Source organism: Paenibacillus sp. MAH-35 (assembly GCF_058135425.1).
In genome coordinates, this window is record NZ_JBYUPU010000031.1 from 44,081 (window position 1) to 58,052 (window position 13,972).

Annotated in this window: 11 protein-coding genes; all 11 read right to left on the reverse strand. The window is 57.0% G+C overall.

Going from position 1 to position 13,972, the window contains the following annotated elements; all coding sequences use genetic code 11:
• Positions 1 to 32: 32 nt before the first annotated feature.
• The 11 genes from AC3Y2E_RS25190 to AC3Y2E_RS25240 all read right to left on the reverse strand — a co-directional run bounded on the left by AC3Y2E_RS25190 (position 33) and on the right by AC3Y2E_RS25240 (position 13,815).
• Complete coding sequence (locus AC3Y2E_RS25190; RefSeq protein ID WP_379215326.1) at positions 33 to 854, reverse strand: lysophospholipid acyltransferase family protein; 822 nt, start codon at positions 852 to 854, stop codon at positions 33 to 35.
• Complete coding sequence (locus tag AC3Y2E_RS25195; protein WP_379215328.1) at positions 778 to 1,569, reverse strand: carotenoid biosynthesis protein; 792 nt, start codon at positions 1,567 to 1,569, stop codon at positions 778 to 780. The genes AC3Y2E_RS25190 and AC3Y2E_RS25195 overlap by 77 nt, the downstream gene beginning before the upstream one ends.
• Positions 1,570 to 2,436: a phytoene/squalene synthase family protein gene (locus AC3Y2E_RS25200; protein ID WP_379215330.1), complete on the reverse strand. Its 867-nt coding sequence runs from the start codon at positions 2,434 to 2,436 to the stop codon at positions 1,570 to 1,572.
• On the reverse strand, positions 2,436 to 3,896 hold the full coding sequence (locus AC3Y2E_RS25205; protein WP_379215332.1) for a phytoene desaturase family protein: 1,461 nt from the start codon (positions 3,894 to 3,896) through the stop codon (positions 2,436 to 2,438). The genes AC3Y2E_RS25200 and AC3Y2E_RS25205 overlap by 1 nt, the downstream gene beginning before the upstream one ends.
• Before the next feature lie 43 nt (positions 3,897 to 3,939).
• The gene (locus AC3Y2E_RS25210; RefSeq protein WP_379215334.1) at positions 3,940 to 5,484 is read right to left on the reverse strand and encodes a phytoene desaturase family protein; all 1,545 of its coding nucleotides are present in this window, start codon (positions 5,482 to 5,484) and stop codon (positions 3,940 to 3,942) included.
• A 187-nt stretch (positions 5,485 to 5,671) separates the two neighbouring features.
• Positions 5,672 to 6,601: a MerR family transcriptional regulator gene (locus tag AC3Y2E_RS25215; RefSeq protein WP_379215336.1), complete on the reverse strand. Its 930-nt coding sequence runs from the start codon at positions 6,599 to 6,601 to the stop codon at positions 5,672 to 5,674.
• Between the two features lie 261 nt (positions 6,602 to 6,862).
• Positions 6,863 to 8,164 carry a pyrimidine-nucleoside phosphorylase gene (locus AC3Y2E_RS25220; protein WP_379215338.1) on the reverse strand — a complete coding sequence of 434 codons (1,302 nt, stop codon included), beginning with the start codon at positions 8,162 to 8,164 and terminating at the stop codon, positions 6,863 to 6,865.
• Between the two features lie 26 nt (positions 8,165 to 8,190).
• Positions 8,191 to 9,042 (reverse strand): purine-nucleoside phosphorylase, encoded by an 852-nt coding sequence (locus AC3Y2E_RS25225; RefSeq protein WP_379215340.1) that lies wholly within the window; start codon positions 9,040 to 9,042, stop codon positions 8,191 to 8,193.
• Between the two features lie 60 nt (positions 9,043 to 9,102).
• Positions 9,103 to 9,930 (reverse strand): purine-nucleoside phosphorylase, encoded by an 828-nt coding sequence (locus AC3Y2E_RS25230; protein ID WP_379215341.1) that lies wholly within the window; start codon positions 9,928 to 9,930, stop codon positions 9,103 to 9,105.
• A gap of 12 nt (positions 9,931 to 9,942) precedes the next feature.
• Positions 9,943 to 11,118: a phosphopentomutase gene (locus tag AC3Y2E_RS25235; protein WP_379215343.1), complete on the reverse strand. Its 1,176-nt coding sequence runs from the start codon at positions 11,116 to 11,118 to the stop codon at positions 9,943 to 9,945.
• 177 nt (positions 11,119 to 11,295) lie between these two features.
• Positions 11,296 to 13,815: a right-handed parallel beta-helix repeat-containing protein gene (locus AC3Y2E_RS25240; RefSeq protein WP_379215345.1), complete on the reverse strand. Its 2,520-nt coding sequence runs from the start codon at positions 13,813 to 13,815 to the stop codon at positions 11,296 to 11,298.
• Positions 13,816 to 13,972: the final 157 nt, after the last annotated feature.

A 13,972-nucleotide genomic window follows, 5' to 3' on the forward strand; every position in this document is an offset into this window, starting at 1 on the left:
CCTCGCGAAAACAATTTGCACAACCAGCAGCATTACGACGGTCCAAATGGCGATCGCCATAGCCCAACTCCTTTCGACTGTGAACCCCGCCCAATTCCTGCGAAACCTTCGGAGCTAAATAAAATGCGCCTCATTTGCCCCGTTTCCCGTTCCGTTTCATCAAGCAACCGTTCGCCCCGAATAATCCTCGCACGCTGCAATTCCAGCTGATCTTCGAGGCTGCGGTGCAGCATCGCGGCAATTCGCCTTCTCCCCATCTCCGGCCAGTCCATCTTCATCAACTTGCCGAATTCGAGCTCAGCCAGCAGCTTTTGGCGGTTTGACACCGAGTAGTACACGGTGACCGGTATGACGGCCGTTTGCGGACAACGGCATAACAGAGCGCCTACACCGCTTTGAAACGCAATCGGCCGTTTCTCCTGATGCTCGATGGCGCCTTGAGGGAACAACCAGACGGCTCGCCCCTGACGCATTAGCGAAGAAGCGTAGTCCAGCGAAGCGGTTATGCCGCCAAGAGACGATTTATCGATGGAGAAAGCGCCGAGCTTGCGAAAAAACGGATAATGTGCGAGCTGTTCCCGGTCCATCATCATATAATGATCGGCGAGCGAGCAGTTTTGGGTCGCATGATATACCAGCAGGCCGTCCCACCAGCTGCAATGATTCATGATGTACAGAACGGACGCACCCGGCTCCGCGTCGACCGCGCCAACAGCTTCAATCGAATGAAAAAAGCGCGGGAGCAGCCAATGCTTGTTGTACAAATAAAACAGCTTATTAAACCACTTTTGTTTGTCCGCGAGGATTAGCGTCCCTTCGCCCGCCGCCCTTAACCGCCTTTCTCCGGGCATCATACAGTCTCCCTTCCGCCGCCGCCGTGATCAGGACAGCCGCAAAGCCCGCTGCCGAAAGCCCCGCCTTCCATGCCAATATCCCGAACAATACAACAAGCGCCTGGTACAACCTGAAAGGAGCTGCGGAAATGCTCGGACCGCATGCCTTGTCGCTCCGTCGTGGCGGATACAGCAGCCAGGCCAGGACGAACGCAATCACGAACCAGGAGGCAAAGTTTTGCCAAGGTATCCCGTAATAATACCCAGAGTCGCTCCACTTCCAAAATCCGCTGGCTTCCGACGCAGGGTCGAGCACGATGTCAAAGCACATCGCCCACAATCCCGTTTGCACCGCGCTCCACAGACGGCTCGCCGACGCAGACATTGCCGAGCATACCGAAACGACCCCAACCCATGCAGCGCCAATTGCCAGCGGCACTCCCCATGCCGTTATACCGAGCACCGGCGTATAGTCGTAACGGCCGAACGGAATAGCTGTCGCGACTCCGTACGCTTCGATCAGCATGGTCGAAATGAAAACGACGGACGCCCTGACGTATAGATATAAAGCGGAGCCCGCCCCGCCCAGCCGGCTTTCCCTGATCTCCATCGATATAGCGTACATGGCAAAAAACAGCAGGAAAAGGCCGTTGGAAAATCCAAGAAAATCCGGCACCCGATAAAACACGAGCAGCCCAAAACCGACGGCATACCAGAACCAGAACAAGTATCCCATTTACGATACAGCCGTTTCTTCCGGAACTGGGGCAAGTCCGGTATATTTCACCCGTATGGCGGATGCCAGCGCCAGCTTGCGGGCGCCTCCGACAACGGCTCGTTTGGTAAACACATCGTAGCCGTTTTCTTTTACCTCATCCAATATCGCCTCGTAATAACGGGCCGCGATTTCGATACAGCAGGCGCTTTCCCGCGGATACGTTTCCAACCCATTCAGACCTCGGGCAAACCAGTCCCGGGCCAGCCGATCGAAAGCGCCGATCAGCCTGACGAACGATTCGTCGATTATGCCGCTATCCAGCCGCCCTTCGCAGTAACCCGCTCTGTCCATCCATTCCTTCGGAATGTACCGCCTTCCCCGTCGCCGGTCCTCGCCAACATCCCGGACGATATTGACGATTTGCATCGCTTTGCCAAGCATGATGCCGGCTTCCGTTACTTTCTCGTCCGGATCGTCATGGAGTACGGGGAGCAGCATCTCTCCTACAGTACCGGCAACCAGATAACAGTACCGGTCCAATTGTTCCATCGTTTCGTATTGAACAACATCCAGGTCGGTTTGCTGACCCTCCATCTGCCGGAAAAACGGCTCTTTGCCGAGCGCCGGAAACGTTTGAAACAGCCACCGCAGCGCCGGCCAGATGAAATGCCCGCCTGCCTGCTCGTACCGGTCGAACTGCTCCTTCAGTTCACCAAGCGTATAGGGAGACTGCTCCGGCTCGTCGACGGCATCGTCGATCATCCGGCAGAACGCGTAGATCACGTACACCGCCTGGCGGCGGGGGCTAGGCAGGGACCGGAACGCGCTGTAAAACGTCAGCGACCCTTTCGCAATCATCGCTTCACACTGCTTCAAGCATTCCATCAAGATCGCTCCTTCATCAATTGGTCGCATAACAGTTTGGCGCCGTGCATAACGATCGGAACGCCTCCCCCCGGATGGACGGAGGCCCCGAGCGCGTGCAGGCCTTCGATCGGATACGGCTTCTGCTGCGGACGGAACGGCCCGGATTGCAGCCATGTCGGAGCGATTCCGAAGCTGCCTCCCCCAAATAACCCTTCCGCCTCCGCATCCTCAGGTGTCTTCACAACCAGATGCCGGATCGAGGCCGTCAGACCGGGCGCCGCTCTTCGTTCGGTCTCCGACAGGACATAATCGACTATCGCCTGCTTCTCCTTCTGCCAATCCATGGTCGAGCCTGTTGGAACCGGCACGAGAAAATAAAGGACCGAGTGGCCCTCAGGGGCCGCCTCCGGCTCCAAGGCCGTAGGGGAAAATACATAAAAAGACGGGTTAGCGGGGACTTTCCGCTGCTCGAATAGTAGACGCCAATGGTCGGATAACGGAGTTGCCGGCAAAAAAAACTGATGACCGGCCAGCCGGGTCCACCTTTTGGCTGCAGTCGCGTACAGCAGCAGACAGCCGGATGAAGGGACGAACGCTGCGCGTTTGGACGGCTTCGCTCCCCCGGGAAGCAACGGAGACAGATGAGGGAAATCTCCGTTGAAGATGACTTGGTCGTGAGGAACGACGCTGCCGTCCGACAGCTTGACGCCGCTGCATCGCCCCTCGCCGATTTCCAGTCGGTTCACCTCGCTGTTCAGCTTGATCCGAACGCCTCTGGAGCGGAGGACGCGCTCGAGTTTCTCTACGAGCGTCGCGTAGCCTCCCGGCATATACCATACGCCGAACGCATGCTCCGCATAGGACACAAAGGAATAAAGGGAGGGCGTGGCGGAGGGAGATCCGCCGATGTACAGCGTTTGCAGGGAAAACGCATCGACGAGCTTATCGTTGGTAAAGTAGTCTGCGGCCAAGGAACGCGCACTCTTGTACGCCTTGACGGCGGCCAGCATCCGCAGCGTATCGGAATGAAGCAGATGCCGTTTGCGAAGCAGCCTTCGGTTCAGTATTTGCCTCTCCCCGATGGAGAACGCTCGATTCATATCGGACATGTACTTGAGAAACCCCCGCTCCGAGCCGGGTGCGAAGCTTTGCAGCTCCTCCAGCTGCCTGCCGGTATTCCGCCATTTGTTCAGAACGGTACCGTCTCCGTAATAAATCCGGTACATCGGGCTGCATTCCAGCAGCGGAACTTCAGAACGGTCGAGGCCCCCTTCTTCAAGTACCGACAGCAGCATTTCGGGAAGCAGCACGATCGTCGGCCCTTCGTCTATCCGACATCCGTCCTCCAGCCTGCGGAAAGCGAGTCTGCCGCCGAGCTTGCCGGCTTTCTCATAAATCGTGACCGCGATCCCCCGCTGTGACAAGAGTAGCGCCAGGGTCAATCCGCCGATTCCTCCGCCGACTATACCTACGTTCATGGGAACACCGCCTTTGCGTGAAGTATGTTTGCCCGGAACAGGGTCACGGGCGGAGTCCTTGAGCCGCTACGCTGGCGGACAGGCCGAACGGTTCCTTGCCGTCTCGAGCCGCCATCATCGATGCCGTAATGCGCGCCGATTCCCATATGGTGGGCAGCCCGCTTCCCGGATGCGTCCCTCCGCCTACAAGCCAGCAGCGATCGGCATCCTCGAACCGGTTGTGGGGCCGGAACGCCATCATCTGGCTGAGCCGGTGCGACAGATTAAAGGTGGCTCCCCTGTATACGTTAAGCTGCTGTTCCCAATCGCGGGGAGTGGCGATCAGCTCGGTTTCGATATCCCGGGTGATACCTGCGAGCTCCGGTTCCTGTTCGAGCTTGCGAAGCACGGACTCACGGAAGCTGCCTGTCGTCTCCTCGTTCCACTCCATAGCGCAGCCGGTGTTGGGTACGGGGACGAGCACATACAGCGAAGACTTGCCCGGCGGCGCCAGCGTAGGGTCCAATGCAGACGGGTTATGGACATAAAAGGAAAAATCGTCGGATACGACGCCGTACCTGCACACCTCCTCCGTATTGCGCCGATAGTCCCGGGCGAAATAAACGTTATGATGGGGCAGACGGACGGGACGGTTCACCCCCATATACAGCATGAACGCCGAGCATGAATAACGGAGACGAGAAACTTTGTCGGGCGAATATTTTCGCAGATCGCCCGGTGCGAACAACCGGCTTGCCGCCGTACCGAAATCGGCGTTGATGACAATATCGTCGAAGGCAAGCTCCTCCCCGTTCTCAAGCAGCAGCCCAACCGCTTTCCTCTCCCGCACCCGCACCTGCTTGACGCCGCAAGACGTATGCAGTTGACCGCCCAGTCCGCGAAATACGTCTGCCATTGCCTCGCAGGTCCGAAAAACGCCGCCCATTGGATGATATAAGCCGTACCGGTGCTCCATGAAGGACAGGATCGTAAAAGCGCCCGGACATTCCCACGGCGACATTCCCAAATATTTCGCCTGGAACGAAAAGGCGAACCGCAAACGTTCATCCTTGAAATAACGGGCCAGCCGGCTGTACACCGTGTCGCCGAGACTCAGCTTCGGCAGCGCGCGAAGGACATCGCGACGGGCATAGTCAAACACCCCGTTAAACGGCCTTCTAAGCAGCGGCTCGAGCATCTTGAACTTGTTCTCTTCCTCCAGCATAAACCGCAGGTAACCGTCGCCGTCCCCAGGGGAGAACGAGTCGATCCGCTCCTTCATCCGTGCGGGGCTCCGCGTCGCCAACAGCTCCTGTTCCCCGAACACTAACCGGTACATCGGGTCCAGCTCGACAAGGCGCAGCTGCTGATGCATATCGGCGCCGGCGTAAGCGAACAGTTCCTCGAGCAGATGGGGCATCATTAAAAAAGTCGGACCGCGATCGAATGTGTATTCGCCCAGTTCAAGTCTGGACGTACGCCCTCCCACCGAGTCATTTTTTTCGAACACCGATACATGGTACCCCCTGCTTGCGAGCAGCATGGCTACCGCCAGCCCTCCCGGTCCTGCACCTACAACGGCAACGGTCGATTTCTTCTTTTCCGGCAAAAGACGCTCACCTCCGAAATACAATTCCATTCACTTTATTTATACAAATACTATACAATACATATACAAAACTGTCACGATAAAAATGTACCGTCCGGAATATTTCTTTTGATCACCTCATTTTTCACAACCTGAAAAGGCCTTTTCGCATAAGCGAAAAGACCCGTTTTCTCCACGATTTGCAGCTTTATTTCCCTACCTGATCCTTAAACCAGCTTTCCCATTTGGCGGGATCGCCGCTTAACACGAATCCAGAGTACGGATGCCCGCCGCCGCTAAACGCACTGCCCCCCAGCACGAAACGGATATCCGGAAACTCGTCCGCTATATGTCGAAGCATCCCTAACGCGGCATTCAGATTGCAATCCCCGGTCAACGATACGCAAACGAAGCGGATCTGCTTGCTCTCGATCACATGCAATACGCCGTCCAGGGGCATGTCGGTCCCCAAATATACGACCTCCATCCCCTTTTTTCGCAAAAACAACACGAAGAGCAGCAAGCCGAGCTGGTGATGCTCACCCGACGGGCAAAAAGCGACCGCCTTCGGCATATTGGACTGGACCGGCAATACACGGAAGAAATAATGAAACCGTTGATACAACATATTGCTTGTGAAGTGCTCCTGGGCGACACTCACCTTGCCACTTTCCCATTCTTCTCCAATTCGATACAAAATCGGTACGAGCACATGATGAAACATATCCTCGTAGGCATACAACGCAAAACCCATATCGATCAAGCTGTTTGCTTCCTCGGTCCGGTACTGGATCAGAGTATCGTATAACGAAGCCTGTAGCTTGTCGAATGTTAGCTGGCGGATATCCGGCGCCAGTGCCGGCTCATTGTCCGCTTCCGGGACCAGCTCCTGACGTCCCGCTTCGTCGCGGCGTTCCGCCTTGGTCTGCTTCAACAGCTTCGCAGCCTGGCTGATGTTCATTCCTCTCTCGTCAACCTGTCGCTTCAGCCAGCGCAAATCCTCGACATCCCGCTCCGAATACACCCGATGACCACCGTCGGTCCGGCCCGGCTCTACGACACCGTAACGGTTTTCCCATGCACGGATCGTGACGGCCGGAATGCCTACCAGCTTGACGACGGTTTTGATGTTGTACATGACGCGCGCTCCTTCCTGTACAGAATGACGTTCAAATTTTATACAAACACTATACAATATTTCGGTTTTGTTTACAAAACGATTTTCCCGTTTGCGTTATTCGCAAATCCACGGAATTTTACCGAACTGCTGCTGCCCCTAGGGAAACGAAAAGAGCACAGCCCTCCCGATCAGGAAGGCTGTGCTTCTGTGTGGACACAAGGGAGCCCGAGGTGCAAGCCGGATTTGCGTGCACGACCCGCGCGTCCGGCGACCGGCCGGTTATTGGACGACTCGGTGGACGACCGGAACTTCATCGGGACGGTCCTCGCCGATCGTATAAGCGTCAAGAATTTTGCCGGAAATGTCCTGATTCTGGTCTTTGTTGCTGTGAATAACCGCCAAAACGTCTCCGAATCGGACCGGATCGCCGACCTTTTTCCGAAGCGAAATACCGACCGAATAGTCGATCGCGTCTTCCTTCCTCGCACGGCCGGCTCCAAGCAGCATGGCGGCGACGCCGATCGATTCCGCATCGACGGCTTGTACGTATCCTTCCTTTTCAGCCCGGACGCTTATCTGAAGAGCGGCCTGCGGCAGCAAGCCCGGATCATCCACGATCCCCGGATCTCCGCCTTGCGCTTCGACGAACTTGCGGAACGTCGCCAAGCCCTGTCCCGACTCCAATATTCCTTCGAGCGCTTCACGGGCTTTCTCGAAGCTAGGATACGCGCCGCCGGCTACGGTCATATGCGCAGCAAGCACCAGACAAATTTCTTTCAGCCTGGCTTCCCCGCCGCCGCGCAGCACCTCGATCGCCTCGGCCACTTCCAAAGCGTTGCCGACTTCAGTCCCGAGCGGCTCGTTCATATCGGACAAAACGGCGATCGTTTTACGGTTCAAGCTTTTGCCGATCGACACCATCGTGGCAGCCAGCTGTTCCGCTTCCTCCAGCGATTTCATAAACGCCCCGGAGCCTACTTTGACGTCAAGCACGATGGCATCGGCGCCGGAGGCGATTTTTTTGCTCATGATCGAGGAGGCGATCAGCGGAATCGAGTTGACCGTCGCTGTCACGTCACGCAGCGCATACAGCTGCTTGTCCGCAGGCGCCAGATTGCCGCTCTGGCCGACGAGCGCCATTTTGTTGTCGTTGACGTTGCGGATGAACTGCTCGTTCGGCAGCTCGATGCGGAAGCCACTGATCGATTCCAGCTTGTCGACGGTCCCTCCGGTATGGCCGAGGCCGCGGCCGGACATTTTCGCCACGGGGACGCCAGCAGCGGCTACGAGTGGCACGACGATCAGACTTGTCTTGTCGCCGACGCCGCCCGTCGAATGCTTGTCGACTTTTACGCCGCGAATGCCGGCCAAGCTGACGGTATCGCCCGAGTTCGCCATCGCCATCGTCAGATCGGCGATTTCCTCCTCGTCCATCCCCTGGAAATAAATCGCCATCGCCATCGCCGACATCTGGTAATCGGGGATCTCCCCCTTGGTGTAGCCTTGAATGGCAAAGTAAAGCTGTTCCCGCGTCAGCCGTACGCCGTCGCGTTTGTTTTGTATCAGATCGACCATTCTCATGACCGTTCCTCCTTAAGATAAGCCGCTCAGACGGGTACGGCGCGCACGAACGATTTGACTAGCAGGGTAAATCTCGGTTTGGTCCGGTTCGCCACTTCCATCACCTGCTCGTGGGACAGCGGCTCCAGCTCCTCCCCGATCGCCATATCGGTTATGCAGGAGATGCCCAGCACCTCGAGACCGCAATGTCTCGCCGCGATCACCTCGGCCACGGTGGACATGCCGACCGCGTCTCCGCCCAGCCTGGCAAGCATCTTGAGCTCCGCCGGCGTCATATAAGACGGTCCGCTGATGCCGCAATACACGCCTTCCTGCAGCTCCAGCGAGTCCCCGTCGTCAGTACGGATCAGGCTCGACAGCCGGTGAGCCAGTTCCCGGTACGATTTGTTGTAGGCTTCGGACATGTCCGGGAAGCGCACGCCCAGCCCGGCATCATTTGTGCCGATCAGTGGATTGTCCCCCGTCATGTTCAGATGATCGCAGATCAGCATCAGATCGCCCGGACGGAACGCCCGGTTCATTCCGCCGGCGGCATTCGTGATGACGACGGTTTGGACGCCGAGCTTGCGCATTACATAAATCGGTACCGCCACCTTGCGCATCGGGTAACCTTCGTAGTAGTGGAAACGGCCTTGCATGACGATGACGCTTTTCCCTTCAAGCGTTCCGATGACGAATCGGCCCGCATGTCCTTCCACCGTAGACACCGGAAAATGCGGAACTTCGGAGAAATCGACGGTTAGCGCATCATCCACCTCGTTCGCCAAATCTCCCAGTCCTGAACCGAGCACAAGTCCGATGACGGGCTCGCGCCCGGCGATCCTGCCGCGAATATAGTCCGCAGCCTGATTGATCTGATCTACGTAGGTCAACTCCATGAAGACAACAACCTCCTGAGCCAATAAGTTATAAATGTAGACGATAATCGTGCCAGACCGTTACAGTTTGGGAATGACGGCCGATACAAGCTCCAGGAAGCTTTCCTTCACCCGGTCCGCCGTTTCGACCACTTCCGCATGAGAAAGAGGCTGATTCAATATGCCCGCGGCCATATTCGTAATGCACGAAATGCCGAGCACCTCGATTCCCGCATGGCGCGCCGCGATCACTTCGGGTACGGTCGACATGCCGACGGCGTCGGCGCCGAGAGTCCGGAGCATTTTGATCTCGGCAGGCGTCTCATAGGTCGGACCGAGCAGTCCGGCATAGACGCCTTCCTGCAGCCGGATGCCCAGTTGATCTGCGGCTTCTCTCGCCGATTCGAGCAAGCGGGCGCTGTACGCCTGCGACATATCCGGGAACCGGACGCCGAGGGCCTCTTCGTTGCGGCCGATCAGCGGATTGCGGAACATCAGATTCAGATGATCGCGGATCAGCATAAGGTCTCCGGGCTGAAATCCTATATTCACTCCACCCGCCGCATTTGTGACGAGCAGCGATTTGACGCCGAGAGCTTTCATGACCCGAACGGGGAAAGCAACCGATGCGACGTCGTAGCCTTCATACAGATGAAAACGGCCCTTCATCAGGACGGCTTTTCTGTCTTCGATCGTGCCGATCAGCAGTTCGCCTGCATGGCCTTCTACTGTGGACACCGGAAAAAAAGGAATTTCTTCGTAATGGATGACGGTTACGTCCTCCATCAAATCCGCCAGCACCCCGAGTCCCGAACCGAGAATCAGACCGACCTCCGGGGCGTACGGAATCTCTTCTTCGATAAAGCGGACGGCTTCCGCGATCCGCTGTTCCATCGTGCTTGCGTTCATACAGCACCTCCGCTATTCGTGAAGCTCGGATAAAAAGCTGCTGCCGTGCTCCGGCGCCGGCAGGCCGAAGTTCTCCGCCACCGTCGCTCCCACATCGGCAAACGTCGCGCGTACGCCGAGCGAAGCGGGCGACTTCAACTTCGGACTCCAGACAAGCAGCGGCACATACTCCCGGGTGTGATCCGTGCCCGGATGAGTCGGATCGTTCCCGTGATCGGCCGTTATCACCAATAGATCTTCCTCGCCGAGCCGTGCCATAATATCCGGCAGACGGGCATCGAATTCCATCAGCGCCTGCGCATAACCTTCGGGGTCCCGCCGATGACCGTATAACGAGTCGAAATCGACCAGATTCGTAAAAACCATGCCGCGGAAAGGCTGCTCCAGCGTCCGGATCGTCTCTTCGATGCCGTGTTCGTTGCTCTTGGTCGGCAGCGAGGCGGTTACGCCTTCGCCCGAAAAAATATCGTTGATTTTGCCGATCGCGATACAATCGTATCCGGCATCCTTCAGCCGGTTCATCACCGTCGGCCCAGGCGGCTTGACTGCGTAATCGTGACGGTTCGCCGTCCGCTTGAACGAGCCGGGCTCCCCCATATACGGCCGGGCGATAACGCGGCCTACGGCGTATTCGTCCAGCGTCAGGCTGCGAGCGATTCCGCACGCTTGGTACAGTTCTTCAAGCGGTATGACCTGCTCATGGGCGGCGATCTGGAAGACGCTGTCCGCCGACGTATATACGATCCAGGAGCCGGTACGTTTCTGCTCTTCGCCGAGCTCCTCTATAATTTCGGTTCCCGAGGCGGGCTTGTTGCCGAGTACGCCGCGGCCCGTGGCCTCTTCGAACTTGCGCAGGAGCGGCTCCGGGAATCCGTCCGGGTACGTCTGAAACGGAATCGTCACCTTGAGCCCCATCAGCTCCCAATGACCGGTCATCGTATCTTTGCCGACGGACGCTTCAGCCATTTTGCCGTAATAGGCAGCAGGCCGGTCCTTCGGGTGCAGGCGCGAAAGCGGCGCGATGTTCGCCAGCCCCAGCTTCTCCATATTCGGCAGCGCGAAAGCGGGCACCCGCTGGGCAATATGGCCGAGAGTATGCGATCCGGCGTCTCCGAAAGACGGGGCGTCCGGAAGCTCGCCAATGCCGACGCTATCCAGTACGATCAGTGCTATCCGTTTAAATTTCATAAGGATCCTCCGTTTTGCAGGTGTACGGGGCAAATGTTTTCCATATTATCTCACGACCCCGGGACGAATGCAAAAGAGCCCCGGATCGCCCGGAGCTCAAGGGATGTTCGGTCGCTTCTTCCTCCTGTTGCCGCATGCTGCCGCCGCTTCGACCCGGCCGTTCCGTTTAGGTCCTCGTTAGACGGGAATCGGCTCGTACGTATTGCTGTCCACGATCGTCGTCCCGGTTATTGGCGTGCCGTCCGGCAGCATCGCCGTACAAGATCCTTTCTTGATCGAGACGATCGCATCCAGATTGTAGCCGGCGGTCCCTCCGTTTTTGACGCTGTATTCCGCGACGCTGGCCGGGGCGTGGTTGCTCAGGCGAAGCAAAAACGAGTTGTTATGGACATGGACGCTGCTGCCTTGGGAAGGCCGGAAAAAGCGGACGCCCAGTTTATTTAACGCCGTGCATATAAACGAATTGCCTTCGATCACGACATGACGAATGTCGCCTACATCGTCGCAATCGAGGTAAATCCCGTAAGCGCTGCCCGTTCCGCTAGCCGAGTAATCCTTAATCGTATTGCCCCGGATGACGATACCGGAATAGTCGCCTCGCATCTGGATCGCCCGGTTGTATCCTTTCAGCACATTGCCCTCGATCGTGATGTCGAAGTTTGAGCTTTTTCTGCCGCTGATCAAAATCGTCTTCAGGTTGATGCCGGTCTGCGCCGAAGTTCCTTCCAGCATGTTGCCTTTGATGATCCCGCTGTTCGCTTGGTTGAAAATATCGATGGAGAAAGCGATATCGTTCTTGACGACATTCCCCTCGATCACAAAATCCTGGGTTCTCTGGGTGACGTTGACCCCGTTGCCGAAGCCTTGGATGGAAAAGCCGTCATAATTATTATCGAGAATATTCCCGATCGCGACAGGTTTTCTCGCTCCGCATAACCGCACCCCGTGCTGCGAGCTGTATCTGACGATATTGCCTTGGATCAGACAGTCTTCTCCGCGGATGACCTCGATCCCCGAGCCTTCCGCCGTATTCGCGAAATCATTAAACAGCACTTTTGTCCCCGACGAATTTCCTCCGGAGCTGTAGCCGACGCGTATCCCCGCATCATCGCAATTGTCGAACCGGCAATACTCGACGATCGTGCGCTTCGCGTTTGCGATCACGATGCCGTCCACCTCGGAGTCCCCGCCTGTATACGCGTCCGGGCTGCATACATTTTTGATTTGCAAATAACCTACGTATACGTCGTCGGCTCCGTCTCCCACGCTAATACCTTTCAAGCCAACCGCCTGATACTGCAAAATCGTCGATACCGATCCTTCCCCGCAGAGGGAAGTCCCCTTCGCCGCCGTCAATCCGGCCGCCATTCTGTAGGTTCCAGCCGGGATATGCAGCGTTTTACCGGCTGCCGCCGTAAGAGCGGCCTGAAGAGCCGAAGAGTCGTCGTGCCCGACGTAAACGTCGGATGCCGCCGAAACCGCCGAATGGATGAGCGTGATCTGATTTCCCGAGATCGTCTGAATCTTCGTAAGGAGGAAGCTGCCGAACTGGACCGGCTCGATTCGGCCGGCTATTCCCGTAGAGCTGAAGCCGACGGTCGCTTGTTGACCGTTCCGGGCCCCGCTATTTTTGGCTATGTAAAATAAAACGTTGGAATTCGAATATCCGCCGGTTTGCCAGTTTACATACGTTTTCTGCTTCAACGCGGCTGCAACTTCCTTTACGCTTGTTCTTGCTCCTTTGGTCATCGTCAGCGTTGCGGCCGCTCCTGTCCCCTGGCTGAAATAAAACGAATCCCGCTTCTTGCCTGGTTGCGCCGCCTGCAGGAGGACGGAAGCCGACCCTGGCAAACCGCCGTTCGTCCAATTCTCCAAGTACCAGCCTCTGATCCGGTCTGCGATCTGCACGGCGCTCTCTCCTGCGGTAACCGCTATGAGGAATTGCACGGAATCCAGAACGAGCGCAATGTTGCCGGATTGCGTACACCCTGACGTTACCGTAATTTCGACCGATTCTTTGGAAGCCGCAACCGTTACGGACTGGGCCGCTTCTCCAGGGAGCTGGACGGTGACCGTCCCGGCAGCTGAAGCCTCCTCCTCCAGGACAAGCGTCAGCACCTCTCGTCTCGCCCCACCGGCGCCGGCGATCAGAATGCCTTGCCCGATCTCGAAATCGACCGGCGACGTGACCGTCAACAAATTGCTGCCCGCTGCCACTGTACCTGTCGTCGACTGGGTAGACCCCGAGACGGGGAAGTCGCCTGCCGACAAAGCTCCCGCAGGCTGAACGGTACTGATCCGCTTAAATCGTTTGCCGGTCGAGCCGACGATGATGCTGTCTCCGTTATCGGCCGACAAGCTGTCAGCGGGATCGTACCGGTAATGAAGTCCCGATTCGCGCATGAAATAAACGTAAGCGGGATCAGGATCGGCATCCGCCCTCAAACCGGTTAAGTCCGTTGCGACGACGAGATCGAGGTAACGCAGATCGGGCAGCTTCCGTTTGCCTCCGAGACTATAGACGGATTCGGTCACACTATCTCCGGAAGCGTTTACAAGTCCGGCTGAAGCGAGGGCGGCTCCAGACAAAGTAAGTCCCATCGAAGCGAGCATCTTTCTTCGGCTCATCAAACGTTCCGACCTCGGGGTCCCGGCCGACAGCGATGCGGATTGCCGGGGGTTCTGATGTTCTGACATCATAGATCCCTCCCACTTTGGATTGGAAACTTCTTCGATACGAAACGAGCTTTGTGGAGGTTAAAAGAGAGGCGCTGTGTCGTTATCGTTTCAGTCCTATTGTACCATGTTGTGTAATCGATTTCTTTAAAGATTTACCGACCCCTCTCGCCTAAAG

What these genes read in the sequence shown, in the direction of transcription:
- AC3Y2E_RS25195 (WP_379215328.1), bottom strand. Translation starts at nt 1,569, where the DNA reads ATGGGATACTTGTTCTGGTTCTGGTATGCCGTCGGTTTTGGGCTGCTC.
- AC3Y2E_RS25205 (WP_379215332.1), bottom strand. Translation starts at nt 3,896, where the DNA reads ATGAACGTAGGTATAGTCGGCGGAGGAATCGGCGGATTGACCCTGGCG.
- AC3Y2E_RS25220 (WP_379215338.1), bottom strand. Translation starts at nt 8,164, where the DNA reads ATGAGAATGGTCGATCTGATACAAAACAAACGCGACGGCGTACGGCTG.
- AC3Y2E_RS25190 (WP_379215326.1), bottom strand. Translation starts at nt 854, where the DNA reads ATGATGCCCGGAGAAAGGCGGTTAAGGGCGGCGGGCGAAGGGACGCTA.
- AC3Y2E_RS25235 (WP_379215343.1), bottom strand. Translation starts at nt 11,118, where the DNA reads ATGAAATTTAAACGGATAGCACTGATCGTACTGGATAGCGTCGGCATT.
- AC3Y2E_RS25200 (WP_379215330.1), bottom strand. Translation starts at nt 2,436, where the DNA reads ATGGAATGCTTGAAGCAGTGTGAAGCGATGATTGCGAAAGGGTCGCTG.
- AC3Y2E_RS25215 (WP_379215336.1), bottom strand. Translation starts at nt 6,601, where the DNA reads ATGTACAACATCAAAACCGTCGTCAAGCTGGTAGGCATTCCGGCCGTC.
- AC3Y2E_RS25230 (WP_379215341.1), bottom strand. Translation starts at nt 9,930, where the DNA reads ATGAACGCAAGCACGATGGAACAGCGGATCGCGGAAGCCGTCCGCTTT.
- AC3Y2E_RS25225 (WP_379215340.1), bottom strand. Translation starts at nt 9,042, where the DNA reads ATGGAGTTGACCTACGTAGATCAGATCAATCAGGCTGCGGACTATATT.
- AC3Y2E_RS25240 (WP_379215345.1), bottom strand. Translation starts at nt 13,815, where the DNA reads ATGTCAGAACATCAGAACCCCCGGCAATCCGCATCGCTGTCGGCCGGG.